Annotated in this window: 15 protein-coding genes, 1 tRNA gene and 1 pseudogene; 9 read left to right on the forward strand and 8 right to left on the reverse strand. The window is 57.1% G+C overall.

The features are described 5' to 3' along the window. The 5 genes from aroC (at position 1) to ACTM86_RS07705 (ending at position 5244) form a co-directional block, all read left to right on the forward strand. Positions 1-1098, forward strand: coding sequence for a chorismate synthase (gene aroC, locus ACTM86_RS07685; RefSeq protein ID WP_441016825.1), 1098 nt, complete (start codon positions 1-3; stop codon positions 1096-1098). Between the two features lie 169 nt (positions 1099-1267). After that, on the forward strand, positions 1268-2413 hold the full coding sequence (gene pheA / locus ACTM86_RS07690; protein WP_441016822.1) for a prephenate dehydratase: 1146 nt from the start codon (positions 1268-1270) through the stop codon (positions 2411-2413). Continuing rightward, positions 2414-3652, forward strand: a complete 1239-nt coding sequence (locus tag ACTM86_RS07695) for a shikimate kinase (RefSeq protein ID WP_441016819.1) — start codon at positions 2414-2416, stop codon at positions 3650-3652. A gap of 100 nt (positions 3653-3752) precedes the next feature. Then, a complete protein-coding gene (aroQ, locus tag ACTM86_RS07700) occupies positions 3753-4187 on the forward strand; it encodes a type II 3-dehydroquinate dehydratase (RefSeq protein ID WP_441016816.1) in 435 nt (144 codons plus the stop codon). 223 nt (positions 4188-4410) lie between these two features. After that, positions 4411-5244 (forward strand): helix-turn-helix domain-containing protein, encoded by an 834-nt coding sequence (locus ACTM86_RS07705; protein ID WP_441016813.1) that lies wholly within the window; start codon positions 4411-4413, stop codon positions 5242-5244. Positions 5245-5342: 98 nt separating this feature from the next. Here ACTM86_RS07705 and ACTM86_RS07710 read toward each other — a convergent pair whose 3' ends face one another. The 4 genes from ACTM86_RS07710 to ACTM86_RS07725 all read right to left on the reverse strand — a co-directional run bounded on the left by ACTM86_RS07710 (position 5343) and on the right by ACTM86_RS07725 (position 8158). After that, positions 5343-6329: an acyltransferase family protein gene (locus ACTM86_RS07710; RefSeq protein WP_441016810.1), complete on the reverse strand. Its 987-nt coding sequence runs from the start codon at positions 6327-6329 to the stop codon at positions 5343-5345. Between the two features lie 75 nt (positions 6330-6404). After that, positions 6405-6481, reverse strand: a tRNA-Arg gene (locus tag ACTM86_RS07715). Between the two features lie 52 nt (positions 6482-6533). Further along, positions 6534-7301, reverse strand: a complete 768-nt coding sequence (locus ACTM86_RS07720) for an ABC transporter ATP-binding protein (RefSeq protein ID WP_006236046.1) — start codon at positions 7299-7301, stop codon at positions 6534-6536. A gap of 11 nt (positions 7302-7312) precedes the next feature. Continuing rightward, a complete protein-coding gene (locus tag ACTM86_RS07725) occupies positions 7313-8158 on the reverse strand; it encodes an ABC transporter permease (RefSeq protein ID WP_441016807.1) in 846 nt (281 codons plus the stop codon). Positions 8159-8318: 160 nt separating this feature from the next. Between ACTM86_RS07725 and ACTM86_RS07730 the strand changes: the two genes are divergently transcribed. From ACTM86_RS07730 to ACTM86_RS07740, 3 genes are read left to right on the forward strand one after another with little or no spacing between them, the layout of a single operon-like run. Then, positions 8319-9290 carry a glycosyltransferase family 2 protein gene (locus ACTM86_RS07730; protein WP_441016804.1) on the forward strand — a complete coding sequence of 324 codons (972 nt, stop codon included), beginning with the start codon at positions 8319-8321 and terminating at the stop codon, positions 9288-9290. Between the two features lie 6 nt (positions 9291-9296). Then, a complete protein-coding gene (locus ACTM86_RS07735; RefSeq protein WP_441016801.1) occupies positions 9297-10265 on the forward strand; it encodes a glycosyltransferase family 2 protein in 969 nt (322 codons plus the stop codon). Next, on the forward strand, positions 10249-12660 hold the full coding sequence (locus ACTM86_RS07740; RefSeq protein ID WP_441016798.1) for a YfhO family protein: 2412 nt from the start codon (positions 10249-10251) through the stop codon (positions 12658-12660). The genes ACTM86_RS07735 and ACTM86_RS07740 overlap by 17 nt, the downstream gene beginning before the upstream one ends. A 37-nt stretch (positions 12661-12697) precedes the next feature. Here the strand turns inward: ACTM86_RS07740 and ACTM86_RS07745 are convergent, their stop codons facing one another. Genes ACTM86_RS07745 through rfbA form a run of 3 tightly spaced genes read right to left on the reverse strand, consistent with a single transcriptional unit; the run spans position 12698 to position 16112 of the window. Then, a complete protein-coding gene (locus ACTM86_RS07745; protein WP_441016795.1) occupies positions 12698-14152 on the reverse strand; it encodes a sugar nucleotide-binding protein in 1455 nt (484 codons plus the stop codon). Positions 14153-14165: 13 nt separating this feature from the next. After that, positions 14166-15188: a dTDP-glucose 4,6-dehydratase gene (rfbB, locus tag ACTM86_RS07750; RefSeq protein WP_441016792.1), complete on the reverse strand. Its 1023-nt coding sequence runs from the start codon at positions 15186-15188 to the stop codon at positions 14166-14168. 24 nt (positions 15189-15212) lie between these two features. Beyond that, complete coding sequence (rfbA, locus tag ACTM86_RS07755) at positions 15213-16112, reverse strand: glucose-1-phosphate thymidylyltransferase RfbA (RefSeq protein WP_441016859.1); 900 nt, start codon at positions 16110-16112, stop codon at positions 15213-15215. Positions 16113-16268: 156 nt separating this feature from the next. Between rfbA and ACTM86_RS07760 the strand changes: the two genes are divergently transcribed. After that, positions 16269-18740, forward strand: a complete 2472-nt coding sequence (locus ACTM86_RS07760) for a glycosyltransferase family 2 protein (RefSeq protein WP_441016789.1) — start codon at positions 16269-16271, stop codon at positions 18738-18740. A gap of 769 nt (positions 18741-19509) precedes the next feature. Here the strand turns inward: ACTM86_RS07760 and ACTM86_RS07765 are convergent. Next, a pseudogene (locus ACTM86_RS07765) lies at positions 19510-19872 on the reverse strand (transposase); the annotation flags it as partial. Positions 19873-20072: the final 200 nt, after the last annotated feature.

Below are 20072 nucleotides of genomic sequence, written 5' to 3' on the forward strand. Positions count from 1 at the left end.
ATGTCCTCGACCTTTGGCAACGTTTTGCACTTAAGCATCTTCGGCCAGTCGCACTCCCCCGCCATCGGCTGCTCGCTCGACGGCATTCCGGCAGGTATCGCCGTTGACCAGGAGGTGTTGCAGGCCTTTTTGGACCGTCGCGCCCCCGGGCGCGACGAGACCGCGACCAAGCGCCGCGAGGCCGACGCCGCGCACATCATTGCCGGTGTGGTCGATGGGCACACCACCGGCGCGCCCATAGCCGCGATTATCGAGAACACCAACACGCGCTCCAAGGACTATTCCGAGCTGCGCCGCAAGCCCCGCCCGGGGCATGCGGACTACCCCGCGCGTGTGAAATACCATAACATGCACGATGTCGCCGGCGGCGGGCATTTTTCCGGCCGCTTAACGGCCCCCCTATGCATCGCCGGCGGTATTGCGCTGCAGGCACTCGAGGCCCGCGGTATTCGGGTGATGGCTCACGTGGCTCAGATTGGTGGCATCTCGGACCTGCCCATGGACGACATGGTCTATCGCGAGGCCGACCGCAAGGCGATCCTTACGAACGACCTGCCCTGTATTGATGCCGCGGCCGCCGGTCGCATGCGCGAGGAAATTCTAGCCGCGCGCGATGAGCTCGATAGCATCGGCGGCATCGTGGAGTGCGGCATCTACGGCCTGCCTGCGGGCATCGGCGACCCCATGTTCGACGGCATCGAGAACCGCATCGCGCAAATCGCCTTTGGCATTCCTGCCGTAAAGGGCGTGGAGTTTGGTATGGGCTTTGCCGTGGCCGCCATGCGCGGCAGCGAGAACAACGATCCGTATCGCGTTGATGCCGAGACCGGCGAGATTGCGGTCGAGTCCAACAACGCCGGCGGCATCCTGGGCGGCATCTCCACCGGCGCACCCGTCATGTGGCGGATGGCCGTAAAGCCGACGCCCTCCATCGGTCGCGAGCAGCAGACCGTGGACATGGACGCCATGGAAAATGCGGAGCTCTCGGTCCACGGCCGCCACGACCCCTGCATCGTCCCGCGCGCCGTCCCCGTAGCCGAGGCAGCCGCAGCGCTCGCCATCTGGGACGCCCTCCTAGAAGACGCCGCCCAGCGCTAGCCCGCCCACCCCGAGGGTAGTTAATTTGGGACGGGGCTTTTTTAGCTACCCCCATATGCCAGTGAGTATTTGCCTCGGCACCCATTGATTCGCCACCAGTCAAAGGGTAGCTAAAAAAGCCCCGTCCCAAATTAGCTACCCCAGGCAACGATTCACGAAAGGGGTCTCCATGGACCTTGCCGATATTCGCCAGGCCATCGATGGCATCGACACCACGCTCCTCAACAGCTTTGTCGAGCGCATGGACATTGCCACCGAGGTCGCCAAGTCAAAAGTCGAGATGGGCAAGGCCGTCTTCGACCCCGCCCGCGAGCGCTCCAAACTCAACAACCTCGCCAGCCGAGCACCCGAGCGCTACGAAGCTCAAACCATCACCCTGTTCCGCCTTCTCATGAGCATGAGCAAGGCCGAGCAGCAGCGCTACATCAACGAGCTCAAGGGCATCACCGTGTCGCAAAAGGCCCATACCACGGCAGCAGCATTTGACACGCCCTTCCCTCAAACGGCCTCCGTCGCCTGCCAGGGCGTCGAGGGCGCCTACAGCCAAATCGCCGCATGCAAGCTCTTCGACGTGCCCGATATCGCGTTCTTTGAGACCTTTGAGGGCGTTATGCACGCCGTGCGCGACGGCTTTTGCGAGTTTGGCGTGCTGCCCATCGAAAACTCAACCGCTGGCTCGGTCAACGCCGTCTACGATCTTCTCGCACAGTTCGACTTCTATATCGTGCGCTCGCTGCGCCTCAAGATCGATCACAACCTGCTCGTCAAGCCCGGCACCAAGCTCGCCGACGTGCGCGAGGTCTACAGCCATGGCCAGGCCATCGCCCAGTGCGCCGGCTTTATCGAAGCCCACAGCCTGCACGCCACCAAGTACCCCAACACTGCTATGTCAGCCGAGATGGTCGCCAACTCCGAGCGCACCGATGTCGCCGCCATCGCCTCGCGCAGCTGTGCCGCGCTCTACGGTCTGGAGGTACTGGAGCCCAACATCCAGGACTCGGACAACAACTACACGCGCTTTGTCGTCATCAGCCGTGAGCCGCGCGTCTATCCCGGCGCCAACCGCACCTCGCTCATGATCACCACGGCCAATGAGCCGGGTGCCCTCTACCGCGTGCTCGAGCGCTTCTACGCGCTCAACATCAACCTCATCAAGCTCGAAAGCCGCCCCATCCCCGGGCACGACTTTGAGTTTATGTTCTACTTTGACCTGGACTGCCCCTTTGGCAGCAAGGCCCTCGACGACCTGCTCGACTCGATTGACGACGTGTGCGAGAGTTTCACCTACTTTGGCAGCTACACGGAGGTGCTCTAGATGACCGATACCGCCGCAACCCGCCCCTACGGCGTCCTGGGCCGTGTGCTGGGTCACAGCTACACCCCGACCATCTACAAGGAGCTCGCGGGCCTGGAGTATGTGCGCTTTGAGCGCGAGCCCGAGGACCTCGAAGCCTTTATGACGGGCGACGAGTGGGAGGGCACCAACGTGACCATCCCCTACAAGCGCGCCGTCATGGACTACCTGGACGAGCTGAGTCCCCTGGCCAAGCGCATGGGTAACGTCAACACCATCACGCGCCTGCCCGACGGCCGCCTGCGCGGCGACAACACCGACTACTTTGGCTTCCAATGCCTGGTCGAGGAGCTGGGCGTAGAGGTTGCCGGCAAGAAGGTCCTCGTGCTCGGTGCCACCGGCGGTGCCGGCACCACGGCCAGCATGGTGCTCGGTGACCTGGGCGCCATCGTTGTGCCTGTCGGCCGCACAAGTGAAGTCAACTACGATAACATCGCGCAGCAGTCCGACGCGACGCTGCTCGTCAACTGCACGCCCGCCGGCATGTTCCCTCACTGCCCCGACGCTCCCTGCACGCTCGAAGGACTTGACGCGCTCGAAGGCGTCATCGACATTGTCTACAATCCCGCCCGCACGGGTCTGATGCTCGAGGCCGAGCGCCGTGGCATCCCCTGCATCGGCGGCCTGCTGATGCTCGTGGCCCAAGCGGCACAGGCCGTCGAGCGCTACACCGGCCAGATTACACCGCGCGAGCGCATCCTGGATGTGACGGAGCGCCTGTCCCGCCGCGAGCAGAACATCGCGCTCATCGGCATGCCGGGCTCGGGCAAGACCCGCGTGGGCGAGCAGATCGCCCAGCTCACGGGCCGCGAGCACATCGACTTGGACCGCGCGCTCGAGGAGCGCCTCGGCATGTCCTGCGCCGACTTTATCGTCGAGCGCGGCGAGGCAGCCTTCCGCGAGCAGGAGACGGCGGCGCTGGCCGACATTTCCAAGCGCAGCGGCCTGGTGCTCTCCACCGGCGGCGGCGTGGTCACACGCGACGAGAACTACCCGCTGCTGCACCAAAACAGCCAGATCGTGATGCTCAACCGCAAGCTCGACGAACTCGCCCACAAGGGCCGCCCCATCACTGCGCGCGACGGCATCGACAAGCTGGCCGAGCAGCGCATGCCGCGCTACCGCGCCTGGGCCGACTACATCATCGACTCACGCGACTGCGCCGCCAACACCGCACGCGCCCTCCTCGACACCCTCTAAAACCTGCCAAAAAGGGACAGGTTTATTTTGGCAGGTTTTATCTGGGCAAACGCCGCAGACAGCAAGCCCTGCCAACAACCAGACCACAAAGGAAGCAACCATGAAAGCACTCGTCATCAACGGCCCCAACCTCAACATGCTCGGCATTCGCGAGCCGGGCATCTACGGCAGCGACAACTACGACCGCCTGGTCCAGATCTGCCAGGAGGCAGGAGCCGCACAGGGCTTCGACGAGGTCGAGGTCTTCCAGTCAAACCACGAGGGCAGCATCGTCGACAAGATCCAGGAGGCCTACGGCAAAGTCGACGGCATCGTCATCAACCCGGCGGCCTACACGCACACGAGCGTGGCGATTCTCGACGCCCTCAAGGCCGTCGCCATCCCCGCCGTTGAGGTCCACATTAGCGCCGTCGAGACCCGCGAGGACTTCCGCCAGGTGAGCTATGCACGCCTGGCTTGCTTTGCCACCATCACTGGCGAGGGCCTGCAGGGGTATGCCCACGCGCTGGAGCTGCTTAGGGAACGTCTGGGATAGGAAGAAGCAAACAAGGCGATTGGATCAAGTGCATCGATCTTCTGTCCGCCAAGGTAACATCCATAAGAGAAACGCGCGTCCGCAGCACACATTCTGTGGACGCGCGTTTTTTCTCGTTCGAGCCCCATCAAACGCAAACTGACAACATACCAGCTTTACAAACACCTATTTAGTATTAATATGGTAGGTATCCTATACGTTCCGGTACCTGAAAGGAACAAAGATGCCTCCAAAGACGATCCAGGTTAGCGAAAATCTGGCAAACCAAATCAAAACAAGGAGAGCAGAACTGGGCCTAAGCATCGAAGAGGCAGCTTCCAGAGCCGGTATCGGGGCAAAAACATGGGGTAAGTACGAGAGCGGCCAATCCATTCGAAGCGACAAGGCAACAGCTGTATGCAAAGTCCTTAAATGGAAAAAATTCCCCGATGATTCCGCAGCAGAGACTGTTAATGAGGACACAACAAAGGAATCGCTGGCGATCGATTCGTCTCATGCCGCCTGGTCCCAATTCTTAAAAGACGAATACGGTTATAAGGGTGCAGCGTCCTTCGCCTTTGGCACAGATATTCTGCTTGACTATATTAATCAAGATCTTGAGGACCTTTCTCATCTTCCAAAAGGGACTCATGTTGGACAACTCCCCGATAGCTGGATAATTGACTTACTTCCATCTCAATACCTGATGAAGTACGACTATGACTTTCTTTTCAGATTGCGAGCAGATCTGATTAGATATCGCCTGAGAGCAAAACACGGACATGACTTAATGGCTCACACCGTTGCACAAGAACTACTTGTAAGGCTGATCCGAGACGTGTCATTCGAACTCGTTTCCGACTGGGAATCCGATGAGACCGATCTCGATGCAAACGGCTATCCAAGAGATTTAGGTTGGGATGAATGGCCCGAAGATATCTGCGGGGACGATGATTTCAGATTCTTCATTGACGACGACAAATGGACGGAAGAAAGTGATTCCTACTCATTCGAAAACTGGTTCGAACCCCAGTTTTATCTAAGTTACCCAGATGGAAAAGTGCGAGATCAGACGTAAAATCAAGCAATCGAGTCAAAGCCCAGCACGAATTCGCACCTCAAAACCCTTTCAAAATAGCGGGAGGCGGCTCTCAAAAAGACCGTCTCCCGCTGTCATCATGCCTTCTTGATCACATAAGCCAATCCAATATCGCAGGCGCAGCGCACGATTGATGCGAAGAGCCACGATGCCGACAGTGACATAAGCAGAGGCATGGTCTGCCAAGGAATAAACCAATCGACCGCGTGGATCGCAAAGATTGCCAGACTGGCTTGTCCGCAGAACACGAGCGCTCGCTCAAAAGCCCTCAAAACCGGCACGTCTTTCAACTTCTCCAACGCCATCGAAACCCAACAGACACAGTAGCTACCCGAAACAGCAGCAACCGTCGCAACAACAAATCCATCCACGCGGCGGCTCGAAAGCTCAAGCCCACTCAGCGCGGCAAGGACAAGCCAAGCGACACCGGCTCCAATAAACAGCAGAGGCTTGCACGCGCTCGGCTCCAGCCCCCTTTGGCGGGCCGTATTGCCAACCCACATCAGCAGCACAATATAGCAGCTCAGATCCAGATCGAGCGGCAGGTAAATACCCAAAACGCGAGAGACGCTCAAACCGCAAAAGGCAATCGCGGCACAGACAACGCCCTGCCAAACAACCCCAATCCCGCGGCAGTCAAACAACCGCACGAGCGCATTAAACAGCAGGCGCGACGTAAACAGCCCCGCTAGAAACCATGCCATGCCAACGGCAGCAACGCCAAGCCCGGGCACATCAACGCCCGAGGCAAACACAAGCGTCTCGAGCCCGCCTGCAAGTGTACCTCCCGTCAACGGAGCACCGCTCATCAAGAACGTCGGCACCTGCCACGCCAGTGCAAGAACCACATACGGCACCAGCAGGCGCGACACCGAACCACTCAGCAGCTCACGCCACGGCTTCGGCCTAAACGTATACCCGGCAAGAATAAAGAACACCGGCATGTGAAACGAGAAGATCGCGTGCCTCAAGGGAGAGGGATTTGGGACGGTGTGCCCCACAATGACCAGAATAATTGCAATCCCCTTTGCAATATCGATCCAGTCGAGCCTTTTGCTTCCCATAGCGAACCCTTCAAAACCGCAGCACACAAGACGAAAAAAGCCCAGACCACCAAGCGGCCCGGGCTCAATAAACGATGGTGCTCCATGGCGGATTCGAACCGTCGACCTTGGGATTAGAAGTCCCCTGCTCTATCCAACTGAGCTAATGGAGCAAATAACCGCACGCTCAACCAAATAAATCAGCCAAGCGGCTGTAATTATAACCTAGTTGAACTGCTCGCGGTACGCCTTGCAGACCTCATCGACCGGGCCGTCCATGCGAAGGTCACCCTTCTCAATCCAAACGGCACGCTGGCAGATGCGCTCAACCTGCTCCATGGAGTGCGAAACGAACAGAACCGTCACGTCGCCGCTCTGGATAAAGTGTTGGATGCGCGCTTCGCACTTCTGCTGGAAGAAGACATCGCCGACGGACAGCGTCTCGTCAACGATCAGGATATCGGGCTCGGTGATCGTCGCGATTGCAAAGGCGATACGCGCCACCATGCCCGAGGAGAAGTTCTTAAGCGGCATATCGACAAAGTTCTGCAGCTCAGCGAACTCGATAATGCCGTCAAAGTTTGCGTCGATGAACTCCTTGGTATAGCCGAGCAAGGCGCCGTTCAGATAGATGTTCTCACGGGCGGTCAGCTCGGGGTCAAAGCCGGCACCAAGCTCAATCAGCGGCGCGATGTTACCGTGCACCTTAACGCTGCCCTCACTGGGCTCGAGCACGCCGGCGATAATCTTGAGCATCGTGGATTTGCCGGAGCCGTTGGTGCCGACCAGACCCACAACCTCGCCACGATGAATATCAAACGAGATATGCTTAAGCGCCCTAAACTCCTCAAAGAACAGCTCGTGCTTTGCAAGCTTGATAAAGTACTCCTTGAGGTTGGTCAGCGACTCGGACGCCATGTTAAAGATCATGGTGACGTCGTCGACCTCGACAGCCAGAGGCTGCTCGCTGTAATCAACAACAGATTCAGTCATCACAGCACTCCTTAGATGTAGAGGATAAATTTGCGCTCGGACTTATGGAACACGGTGTAGCCAATAACAAGCGCAAGAACCGCCCAAACGACACACATACCGAGCGTCATAAGCGAAGGCGTTGTCTGGAACAGGAAGATATCGCGCATAAACTGCAGATAGTTGTACATGGGGTTCGCGTAAACCAAAATACGAACAAGATGAGGCATCTGAACGATAAAGTCGGTAGTCCAGAAGATAGGCGTGATATAGGTCCAAGCCGTGATGACAACAGTCCACAGATGCATAACGTCGCGGAAAAAGACCGTAAGGGCAGAGAGCATCATGCCCAGACCCATGCAGAAGCACATAAGCAGCAGCAGGCAGACGGGCAGCAGAATGAGGTGCCAAGAAGGCATAACGTGGAACCACAACATGACAATCGCGACGGCAACCAAGGAGAAGGCAAAGTTCACCAGCGAGAAAAGCACCTTCTGCACCGGGAAGACCCAGCGGTGCACTTTAACCTTCTTGAGCAGCGGAGCCGCACCTACGATGGACGTCAGTGCCTGGTTCGTGGACTCGGACATCACGGCAAAGGTAACGTTACCCACAATCAAATACAGCGGGTACATTTCGGGCGTAATCGAACCATTGCGGCCCTGGGCAAAAATCGTCGAGAACACGATGGCCATGACGATCATCATCAGCAACGGGTTGAGCACCGACCATGCGACGCCCAGAACGCTACGGCGATACTTGATCTTAAAATCCTTGGTAACAAGCTGACGAAGGATAAACGCATCCTTCTCAAATTCGTTCTTAGCAAACGTCGCAGGCAGACTGCGAGTTTCTTGTTGCTTTGTCTGATCCGACACGGATGCAACTCCCTTACTCGTAATCGTTGACAAATGAACAGTATAGACCCGACGGCCATGCAAAAGATTCGCGCAGCAAAACTGGAGAACTAACCCACATCTAAGGATGTCAGACGCAAAAGGCTATACTTTCTGGGATTGAATGTATAAGGAGCATTGAGTGAATTCTGAATCCATCGCCGTCATCATCCCTTGCTACAACGAAGCGCTCACGATCGGTAAGGTCATCGACGACTTTCACCGCGAGCTTCCGCAGGCGACGGTCTATGTTTATGACAACAATTCGTCGGACGATACCTCACGCATCGCCACCGAGCACGGCGCCACGGTCCGCTTTGAGCCCCGTCAGGGAAAAGGCAACGTCTGCCGTCAGATGTTTCGCGATATCGATGCCGATTGTTACCTGATGGTCGACGGGGACGACACCTACCCCGCCGAGGCGGCTAAGGCCCTCTGCGAGCCCATCCTTAACGGCACGGCCGACATGACCGTAGGCGACCGCCTTTCCAACGGCACCTATGCCGAGGAAAACAAGCGCGCCTTCCATGGTTTTGGCAACAACCTAGTTCGCGCCATGATCAAGTGGATCTATGGTTACAGCTTCGATGACGTCATGACCGGCTACCGCGCCATGAGCCGCCCGTTCGTTAAAACGTTCCCCGTGCTTTCCGAGGGCTTCCAGATCGAAACCGAACTCTCGATCCACGCCGTCGACCACCGCTGGCGCATCAAAGATGTGCCCATCGAGTACCGCGATCGTCCCGAGGGTTCCGAGTCCAAGCTCAATACCGTGAGCGACGGCATTAAAGTCGTTGCGATGATCGGCACGCTGTTCAAGGACTACCGCCCGCTGAAGTTCTTTAGCCTGGTTGCGCTTCTATTCGCGATTATCGGCCTGGCTTTGGGCATTCCTATCATTGTTGAGTACTTTCAGACCGGCCTGGTCCCGCGCTTCCCCACCGCCATACTCGCCACCTCGTTTATGTTCCTGTGCGGCCTGAGCCTTGCGACCGGATTCATCCTGGATTCTGTAGCAAAGGTCGAAAAAAAGCAGTGGGAGGTCAACGTGTACAGCAAATACGCCTACGACGACCAGCCCGGCCACCCTACTTCCAAGTCAAGCGAGAGGTAAACCACCATGCCGCTCATCTCCATCGTCGTGCCGTGCTACAACGAGCAGGAATCACTTCCGATCTTTCTTAAAGAGCTCGATGGCGTCGTTCGCATCATGACCCAGCAAGACCCCGGCATCTCCTTTGAAGCCGTCCTCATCGACGATGGCTCGGCAGACAAAACGCTCGCCGTCATGAAAGCAGAAGCCGCGGCGGCGCATCCATACGCCATCCGCTGGCACTCTTTCTCGCGCAACTTTGGCAAGGAGGCGGCACTACTCGCCGGACTCCAGCACGCAAAGGGCGACTATGTCGCCACCATGGATGCCGACATGCAGGACCCGCCCTCGCTTCTGCCGCAGATGTACGAGATCCTGCAGACCGAAAACTACGATAACGTCGCCACACGCAGGACCACCCGCGAAGGCGAGCCTCCCATCAGGTCGTTCTGCGCCCGTATGTTCTACAAGATCATCAACCGCATTTCCAAGGCTGACATCGTCGACGGAGCACGCGATTTTAGGCTCATGAAGCGACCTATGGTCAACGCCATCATCTCCATGGGCGAATACAACCGATTCTCCAAGGGCATTTACGGCTGGGTCGGCTTCAAGACCAAATGGCTCCCCTACGTAAACGTCAACCGCGTGGCCGGCGAGACCAAATGGAGCTTTTGGTCGCTGCTCCTCTATTCCATCGACGGCATCGTCGCGTTTTCCACGGCGCCGCTCTCCCTCGCCGCCCTCACGGGTATCGTCTTCTGTCTCATCGCCATCCTGGGACTTATCGTCATCCTCGTCAAAACGCTTGTTTGGGGCGACCCCGTAGGCGGATGGCCCTCCCTTGCCTGCCTCATTACGCTGTTTGGCGGCATGCAGCTCCTATGCCTAGGAATCATCGGTGAATACTTGGCAAAGGCCTACTTGGAGGCCAAACGGCGCCCCATCTATATCATTCGAGAATCCAACGAGGAATCTGATGACACGGCCCAATAACAGCACGCTCAAGAATGTGGCGTTCTACGCCACCTGCTTCACGTTTTCCGTCGCACTCTTTGTCGCACTTGCAGCGGCGGGGCATGTCTACCCCTTTGGCGACAACTCGTTTCTCACCAACGATCTCAAATACCAATACATCGACTTCTTCGCGTGGTTTCACCGCGTCCTTTTAGGCGAGGCAAACCTTCGCTATTCCTTCTCACAGGGACTCGGCATGAACACATGGGGGCTCTATAGCTACTACCTCGCCAGCCCCTTCAACCTGCTCTGCGTGCTGTTTCCCGCAGACAAGCTGACGCTCTTTGTGTTTATCATCAGCGCGCTAAAGCTTGGCTGCATCCACATCAGCAGCGCTTGGTATGTGCAAAAGCGCTTTGACCTGTCCAAGCCCGCAGCATTCCTGCTTTCCCTCTCATTTACGTTTTGCAGTTGGACCATAAGTAATTTGTGTAATCCGCTCTGGATTGATTGCCTTATCCTGCTACCCATCTGCGCCTTCGGATGCTACGAGCTCATTCGCGAACAAAAAATGATACGCCTCGTTATTGCGATTGCTCTCAATGTCATGTTCTGTTGGTATACGGCCTATATCAACATCCTATTCCTCTGCATCTTCGTATTGGTTGAGTTTGTCGATTACGTCGCTGCAGAAGGATTTAGCTGGATGCTCACGCTCGACCGGGCCCTACGATTTGCAGGGGCTATGATGCTTGGGCTGCTCCTGTCCGCCTGGACCTTTTTGCCGACCATCCTTGCCATGGCAAAAGGCGGCCCCGTGCTGGCACTTGGCCCTTTGCTTAAAACAGGCCTCAAATCGCTCATCAGGGGCTTCATCCCCGGCATGTGGGTGAATAACGGGAATACGCCGCAGTTCTATTGCGGCGTCATCATGATGTTACTTGCAACAAGCCTACTGTTTAACCGCAAGGTTACGGCCAAGATACGCATCGCAACGTTCGTCGTCACAGCCGTCCTGATCGCTAGCTCCGTTTTGAGCCCGCTCGAGTACATCTGGTGCGGCATGCGCGTTCCCAATGGGTTCTATTCGCGCACAGCCTTTTTGGTGGGCTTCTTTACGATGTGGGCCGCAGGATACGCGCTGCAGAAGCTCAAAGAACGGCCAGCATTACGTCGAGCCCATCGGCCGGCCATCGTCATGCCACTCCTGGCACTCACGGCAATTGAACTATTTGCAAACGCCCATGTCATGTGGAATCAGCTGTACACAGGCTATTCCGAAGAAACCAACAGCGCCTATGTCGCCACCGCAACCGACACGATCACAACCATTCAAGCCCAGGATCCTGCGTCATTCTACCGTATCGATCGAACGACCACGCGCGCCGATAGCGCTGCCCTCAACGAGGGCTTAGCGCTTGGGTACAGCCAGCTGTCGTCCTACTCATCCGCAAATAACCCGCAGGCCATCGCACTGCTCAACTCCCTTGGATACAGCAGCGTCGGCGAATTCTCGACCCGTTATGCCGAGCCCATTCTCGCCGTCGATGCCCTACTGGGAGTCAAGTATGCCATTCCTGAAAACGCGCCTGCGGAATACGTTTTAGCCAAGACGAATCAGGCCGACTCCACAAGCGCGGTGTACGAGAACCCCTATGCGCTCAGCATTGGCATCGCAGCCTCAAGCGATATCAAAAACAGCACGCTGAAGAGCGAAAACCCTTTCGAAAAGCAGAACGACCTCTACAGCAAAATCCTAGGCCGCGAGGTCGAGCTCTATACCAAGATCGAGGCCACGAGCACGGAGAATAGCGATAGCTTAAAGCAATGGAGCGTCACTGTACCGGCAAGCTCCATCGGGTATCTCTACATCAACAAAGATGCGACCGCCGGCAGTTATTGGCCCGTCACCCTTACCATCGACCAGCGAACGATCGAAAACGAGGCCTGGAGATTCGACAATAATATCCGCCAGATTGCAGATGCATCGGACGCCCCGAGCCAGCATACGGTGTTAATCGGAGTCGCAGAGGGCTATACAGACATGCCCCAAGACAATGAGCCGGTCTTTTACACCCTCAATCTGGACGTTTTTGAGCAGATTATTAACGAGCTTAGGACGAGCGAGTTTATTCCGACGGTTTTTGAAGACGGAAGGATCGAAGGCGAGTATACCGCCAAGGACGACGGTAACCTGCTGCTGAGCATTCCGTACGATGAGGGATGGAACGTAACGGTAAACGGAACTGCCGCAGAACTAACGCCCGCCGCCGATAAGGGCTTGTCGTCCCTGAACATGCAGAAAGGCGCAAATAGGATCGTGATGACCTATAAGACTCCGGGCGCCCTTGCGGGGCTTGCAGTGAGTCTGGCGACCGCAGCCGCCCTTATTGCAGCGGGACTATACGCCAGGCATAAGAAAAGCCGCCGTTAACAAGCGGCGGCTTTTTCTCTCGAAAAGTTGATATCGGCTAGAGCGTCTTGAGGTACTCCCCAAGCTCTTCCTCCCAGTCGGGCATGTGGAAGCCGACCGAATCGAGCTTTGACAGGTCCAGCGCGGAGTGCACCGGGCGTGGGGCGACGGGCCCCTCGGCGCCGGAGTAATAGTCGGCGGTGCCGACCGGGACCACTTTGTCCCCGTTGCCGTTGGCGGCCTCGAAGACGGCGCGGGCGATGTCGGCCCAGGACTTGACGGCGCCGGAGCCGGTGCAGTTATAGGTGCCGTAGGGGGCGCGCGAGCCCAGCACGTGGAAGATGGCCTCGGCCATGTCGCGCGTGAAGGTCAGGCGTCCCAGCTGGTCGTCCACGACCGTGACCTGCGTGAGCCCGTCCTCGGGGTCGGCGACGCGGTCGGAGAGGCCCTTCATCGTCTTGACGAAGTTGCGTCCCTCGCCGATGACCCAGGAGCTGCGCATGATGTAGTGGCGCGGGCACCCGGCCACGGCGATGTCGCCGGAGGCCTTGGTCTGGCCGTAGACGGACAGCGGACTGAAGGGCTCCCCCTCGGTGTGGACCTCGGCGGTGCCGTCGAAGACGTAGTCGGAGGAAACGTGGACGAGGGTGACCCCGTGCTCGGCGCAGGTGCGGGCGAGCAGCGCCGGCCCCGTCGCGTTCGCCTTCCAGGCGGTCACGCGGCCCTCGGGAGTCTCGGCCCTGTCGACCGCCGTGTAGGCGCCGCAGTTGATCACGGTGCCGTAGAGCGACCAGTCGTATTGTGAATAGGCGTCCGGGTCGGACATATCGAAGGTGTCGATGTCGCAGAAGTCGAAGTCCTTGGCGACGCCGCGCTCCTCGGCCAGCGCGCGGACCGCACGGCCCAGCTGGCCGTTGCAGCCGGTGACGAGGGTGCGCTTGGGCGCCATGGGGACGACGTCCTTAAGGTACGGGTGGTTGAGGTCGGCCTCGGATACGGTGGCCTCATCGAGCGGGATGGGCCACTGGATGGCAAGCTCGGGGTCGGCGAGGTTCACGAACGTGTAGGTCTTCTTCAATTCAAGGGACCAGTGGGCGTCCACCAGGTAGGTGTAGGCGGTGCCGTCCTCCAGGGCCTGGAAGGAGTTGCCCACGCCGCGCGGGACGTAGATGGCCTTGCTTGGGTCCAGGGTGCAGGTGAACACCTTGCCGTAGGTGGCGCTGCCCTCGCGCAGGTCCACCCAGGCGCCGAAGACCGAGCCGCGGGCGACGGAGATGAACTTGTCCCAGGGCTCGGCGTGGATGCCGCGGGTTACGCCGCGGCTGTCGTTGTAGGAGATGTTGTTCTGGACGACGCGGAGGTCCGGGATGCCCAGGGCGGTCATCTTGGCGCGCTGCCAGTTCTCCTTGAACCAGCCGCGCGAGTCGCCGTGTACGGCGAGGTCGACGACCTTGAGGCCCCCGATGCCGGTCTCGGTGACCTTCAGGTCCTTCTCGAATGCGATGTCTGCCATGTAACTCCCCCTCCTACTGCCCCTGGGCGCGGTAGCGGGCCTCGGTGGCCTCCTTGGCCGGGCGCCACCAGGCCTCGTTGGCGACGTACCAGTCGATGGTGGCCTTGAGCCCCTCGGCGAAGTCGGTGTGGGCCGGCCTCCAGCCGAGCTCGCGCTGCAGCTTGGTGGAGTCGATGGCGTAGCGGCGGTCGTGGCCGGGGCGGTCGGCGACCCAGTCGAAGTCCTCGGGGTCCTTTCCCATCGCCTCCAGGATCATGCGCAGGACCGTGATGTTGTTCTTCTCCCCGTCGGCGCCGATGAGGTAGGTCTCCCCCGTGCGGCCCTTGGTCAGGATGTCCCAGACGGCCGAGGAGTGGTCCTCGGTGTGAATCCAGTCGCGGACGTTCTCGCCCTTACCGTAGAGCTTGGGGCGCACGCCGTCGATGATGTTCGTGATCTGCCTGGGGATGAACTTCTCCACGTGCTGGTAGGGACCGTAGTTGTTGGAGCAGTTGGAGATCGTGGTGCGAAGGCCGTAGGTGCGGGTCCAGGCGCGCACGAGCATGTCGGAGGACGCCTTCGTCGAGCTGTACGGTGAGCTCGGGTGGTAGGGCGTCTCCTCGGTGAACTTGGCGGGGTCGTCGAGCGCGAGGTCGCCGTAGACCTCGTCGGTGGACACGTGGTGGTAGCGGATGCCGTACTTGCGGACGGCCTCCAGCAGGCGGAAGGTGCCCTCGACGTTGGTGCGCAGGAAGGGCTCGGGGTCGGCGATGGAGTTGTCGTTGTGGCTCTCGGCGGCGTAGTGCACGATGGCGTCGTGGCCCGGGACGATCCTATCGAGAAGCGAGGCGTCGCAGATGTCGCCCACGACGAGCTCCACGCGGTCGGAGGGCAGCCCGGCGATGTTCTCGGGGTTGCCGGCGTAGGTCAGCTTGTCCAGGACGGTAACGTGCACCCCGGGGTGGTTGTTGACCACGTAGTGGACGAAGTTGCTGCCGATGAAGCCGCAGCCGCCCGTGACGATGATGTTCCTGGGCTCGAAGAGCTCTTCAGACATGTTTCTATCTCCCATTGAATCGGATTAGTACTCGCGCGGGCTGTTGACGATCTCGCCGGCGGCGACCTTCTTCAGGTGCTGACCGTAGACCGACTTGCCGTAGGCCTCGGCGGCCTGCTTGAGCCCCTCGGTGGTGATCCAGCCGTTCTCCCAGGCGATCTCCTCGGGGACGGACACGGGCAGGTCCTGGGAGTGCTCGACGGCGCGGACGAACTCCGCGGCCTCGTGCAGGCTCTCCATGGTGCCGGTGTCCAGCCACGCGTATCCGCGGCCCAGGGTGACCACGGACAGCGTCCCCTCCTCCAGGTACATCTGGTTGAGCGTGGTGATCTCCAGCTCGCCTCGGGCCGAGGGCCTCACCTCGTGCGCCTTGGTGGCCACGTCGCCCGGGTAGAAGTACAGGCCGGTGACGGCGTAGGAGCTCTTGGGGCGCTCGGGCTTCTCCTCGATGGAGACGGCCCTCCCCTCGCCGTCGAACTCCACGACGCCGAAGCGCTCGGGGTCGTCCACGTGGTAGCCGAAGACCGTGGCCCTACCGGACTCGGCGTTCTTCACGGCGCGCGTCAGGTGGCGCGACAGGCCGTTGCCGTAGAAGATGTTGTCGCCGAGCACCAGGGCGCACGGCTCGCCGGCGATGAAGTCCTCGCCGATGGTGAATGCCTGCGCCAGGCCGTCGGGGCTCGGCTGCTCGGCGTAGGACAGGTTCACGCCGTAGCGCGAGCCGTCCCCGAGCAGGCGCTCGAAGTTGGGGAGGTCCGTCGGCGTGGAGATGACCAGGATGTCCCGGATGCCCGCCAGCATGAGGGTGCTGAGCGGGTAGTAGATCATGGGCTTGTCGTAGACCGGCAGCAGCTGCTTGGAGGTCACGAGCGTGAGCGGGTACAGGCGGGTGCCGGACCCGCCGGCGAGGATGATGCCTTTCATAATAATCCTCTCGATTGACAATCGTTGAGCAAAAGCCGCCGATTACTGAAGCACAGTTAATTAAATTATACGCACCGGCAGCAACCTCCCCGTCATCTTATTTAAATCGGACAGCAGAAACACGCAACTCTTTCTGCATTTCTAGCGAGGCAACAAATGAAAAAGTACAATGAGCAGTGTCCAACAAACGAAAGGCAAACAATGCGAGTCGAAACAACCGGAGTATGCAGAGGAAACTGGAAAATCTACCAGCAGCTTAAGATTGAAGACATCCATAAAGGCTCCAGCGTAACAGCCCAAGCGACTACAGACGATAACCGCCGTTTACCTTTATCCCTCCTAAAATTCCGGGACAATAGTTGTGACTCGAACTCATACGTCCTTGTACTCCCCGATCCCGATGCTCGCGCCATCAAAATTGAGTTTAGCGAAATCGGCCAAGACGATCGTGTCCTGAGCAGTGACTCCCTTTCGCTCAATTGCAAGAACATCAAATGGGAGTCTCGCCTTAACTACAAAATTAAACCCAATATGTGCAGCAAACTCCGAAACTACGATGACGTTTCAGAGTTTGACATGGCAACTATTGATTTCTGGCAGTGCATCGAAGATTCAAACGACTATATCCTTAGGTGCACGGTGAGGACGCCGTATCGTAGCGACTCGCAAATCAAACTTCGTTGTTTCGATCGAACCCTTAATGAAGTTAATTTGAGCATCGTCAATTTCGGTTCGAATGTAACAAGCGTTGGATTTACGTCTGAAAAAAAGCAGCTTGAAACGCAGCTCTCAATTCGAATGCCAAAGGCGTTCGATCGTTACTTCTTTGTTATTGACGATCAAAATCACCCATCATTCAGTGCATTTGACTGCTTAACACCCGATAAGTTAGGCTTGCTTCTTGAGGAGACCAACTTTCTCTTTACCCATGCGCAGTTTGACCCTGAATATCCCGAATGGTTCACGGAGCATAAGGCAACCATCGGCGCTCTGGAGAAGCAGAGAAAAATCGTCTTCAACAGTGCTCCGAAGTTCAGCATTATTGTCCCTCTATACAACACACCCATTTCGTTCTTTAACGATATGACCGAATCCGTAAAAAACCAGTCTTATGCAAACTGGGAGCTCATCCTAGTTAATGCAAGTCCTGACAATCAGGAACTAAAGGTTCGCGTTGAGCAGGAGACGGCCCACGACAACAGAATTAAATCAATTACACTTTCCGAGAATAAGGGCATTTCCGAAAATACAAACGCCGGCGTTGCCATCGCTTCTGGTGATTTCGTTAGCTTCTTTGACCATGACGATATTCTTGAACCGGACTTGTTGTTCTCATATGCCGAGGCAATTGAAAACAATGATGACGTCGATCTTCTATATTGTGATGAAGATAAACTCATGCCCGATGGAAAGCTAGCGCAGCCGTTCTTTAAGCCGGATTTCAATATCGATTTACTCAGAAATAATAACTATATATGCCACATGCTTACCATCCGTAAGTCCCTTCTTGACACTCTGGAACCGAATACGAAAGAGTTCGATGGGGCCCAGGATCACAATTTGACTCTCCGGGCTGTGGAAAAGGCTAGGAACGTCCACCATGTTGCAAAAGTTCTATATCACTGGCGCCTAAGCGAAACGTCAACCGCGGCAAATGCCGACAGCAAACCTTATGCCACCATTGCGGGCATTAAGGCGGTTCAGAATCACCTCGACAGGCTTGGGCTGAATGCTAAAGTTGAACAAGCGCGTCGTCCCTTTACATATAAAGTGACTTACGCCGCGCCAGATTCCCATCCGCTCGTTTCGATCATCATTCCGACCAAAGATCACGCTGATATCCTCAATAACTGCGTTACGTCAATTGTCGAGAAATCCACGTACGACAATTACGAGCTTGTGATAATCGAAAATAACAGCACGGAAAATGCGACGTTCGAGTATTACGATAAGTTACAAGCCAAATACCCTGATTTCGTTCGCCTTGTTACCTGGGAGCACGAATTTAACTTCTCCAAGCTCATGAACTTTGGGGTGTCCCATGCCAAGGGCAATTATCTCTTGCTGCTAAATAACGACACTGAAGTGATTACGCCCACTTGGATTGAAACTATGCTTGGCATCTGCGCACGCGAGGATGTTGGCGCAGTTGGTGCAAAACTCTACTATCCCGACAACACCATTCAACACGCTGGCCTATGCGTCACGGGCGGCGTCGCAGGACATCTCTGCCAAAGCATGCCAAAAGACAACTGGGGCTATTTTGCACTCAACGATGCGCAGCAAGACTTCAGCGCCGTCACGGCGGCTTGCATTATGACCAAACGAAGCGAATACGAAAAAGTCGGAGGTTTCACCGAAGAGCTTCAAGTCGCATTTAATGATGTTGACTATTGCTTAAAGCTACGCGAGATTAACGATCTGGTTGTATACACGCCCGAAGTCGAGCTGTATCATTACGAGTCAATTTCTAGAGGCGTTGAAAACAACACGGACAAGCAGATTCGCTTCCACAAAGAGGTTGCGTACATGAATTATCGCTGGGCAAACTACTATGTCGAAGGCGATCCATACATGAACCCGAATTTCACCGTGGGAGAACCAGGAAATCGCTATTACCACTTGTGAGATCTAAATTGTTGGCTCCTGAGGTTCTGCTTTCTTATTTCATTGGCGGTTGGCAAGAGAACTATTATGCACGAAGAGTCCACCAAGCAGTTCAAGCTAATCTGACCTGGCAACGCTAAAGTCACTGGCAGTTCCTGTTTTGAAGGACGGGAGAAGACTAGAATACGAGCGGAAGGCAATTCCATTGTTGAAGGCCATGGAGGCCAACGCCTCCGAAAGCAGAACCCTGGCGAATTTACGCGACACCCTACTTCCTAAGCTGATGTCGGGCTAGAATGATGTGCCAGGGCTTGAGATCGTTTAGCATTAGTCGGGTCGAGTTGGGAATGCGGTTTGAAGATTGCAGATATTATATCCAATCACATTGCCCCTTTTGAAACTGAGGACATGAAGCTCAAAAGCCTCTTTAGCTTCTTTTTGCATCTTGCACCAACGATCAGCAGCTCGAGTGCGGGTGATATTCCGGAGGCTGGACTTGCTCGGGCTTGGGCAAGCTTTCTTCGTGAAACGAGAATCAAGAATGAGTCATTCCGATTCTATACGTCCGGAAGCATTAACGAAAAGCAACTCGAACGTTATTCCCTATCCAGTTCTTCGACGGTGTCACGGAATAGCAAGTGTTTCATCTGCAGCAGAAAAACTGCTGACGAATGCGAAATGAGTTGTTTGCTAAGACATTTACGCAATGGTAGTGTCGAGAAAGTTGGTGTAGTGCCCGATCCGAAGCGAGTCGGCCCGGCGTCCCAGAATCTGGAATACGGTTGATATCCTATGCCGCCTCGACCCTGTCCGCAAGCTCGAGGCCGGACTCGAGCATCTTCCTTGCCTCCGCCTCGAGCCGCGCCCAGTCGACGGGACCGTCGATCCCCCGGGTGCGACCGTCGTCGTAGAGCTCGTTCATCCTCGCCTCCGAGAAGTACCTGGACTCCTGCCATATCTCGTCCTGCTCGCACATGACCGCGCCCGCGAGCCGCACCAGCGAGCCCGTGGAGGGGAACACCTGCACGACGCGCGACCTGCGCTTTATCTCTCGGTTGGTCCTCTCCTGCACGTTGTTGGTGCGCAGGCGCTTCCAGTGGGTCGGCGGGAAGTCGAGGTAGGCCAGCGCGTCGGGCTCGGCCTCCTCCAGCACCGCCGTGTTAGCGCTAATCTAAAATTGACCACTTTCGCAAACGCATCTCGCCGAATGCGCTAACGCGCTTTCGCCGACCCCGCTAACGCACTTTCACCAACTGCGCTAACGGAACTATGCTCCGATCGGGTATCCGACCCGGGAGGAGCGGGATATGGAGCGAAACGTAATGGGAGAGCTGAACGTCTACAGGGGGTCCG

It is taken from the genome of Collinsella sp. HCP3S3_E11, assembly GCF_052067375.1.
Taxonomy (GTDB): Bacteria; Actinomycetota; Coriobacteriia; order Coriobacteriales; family Coriobacteriaceae; genus Collinsella.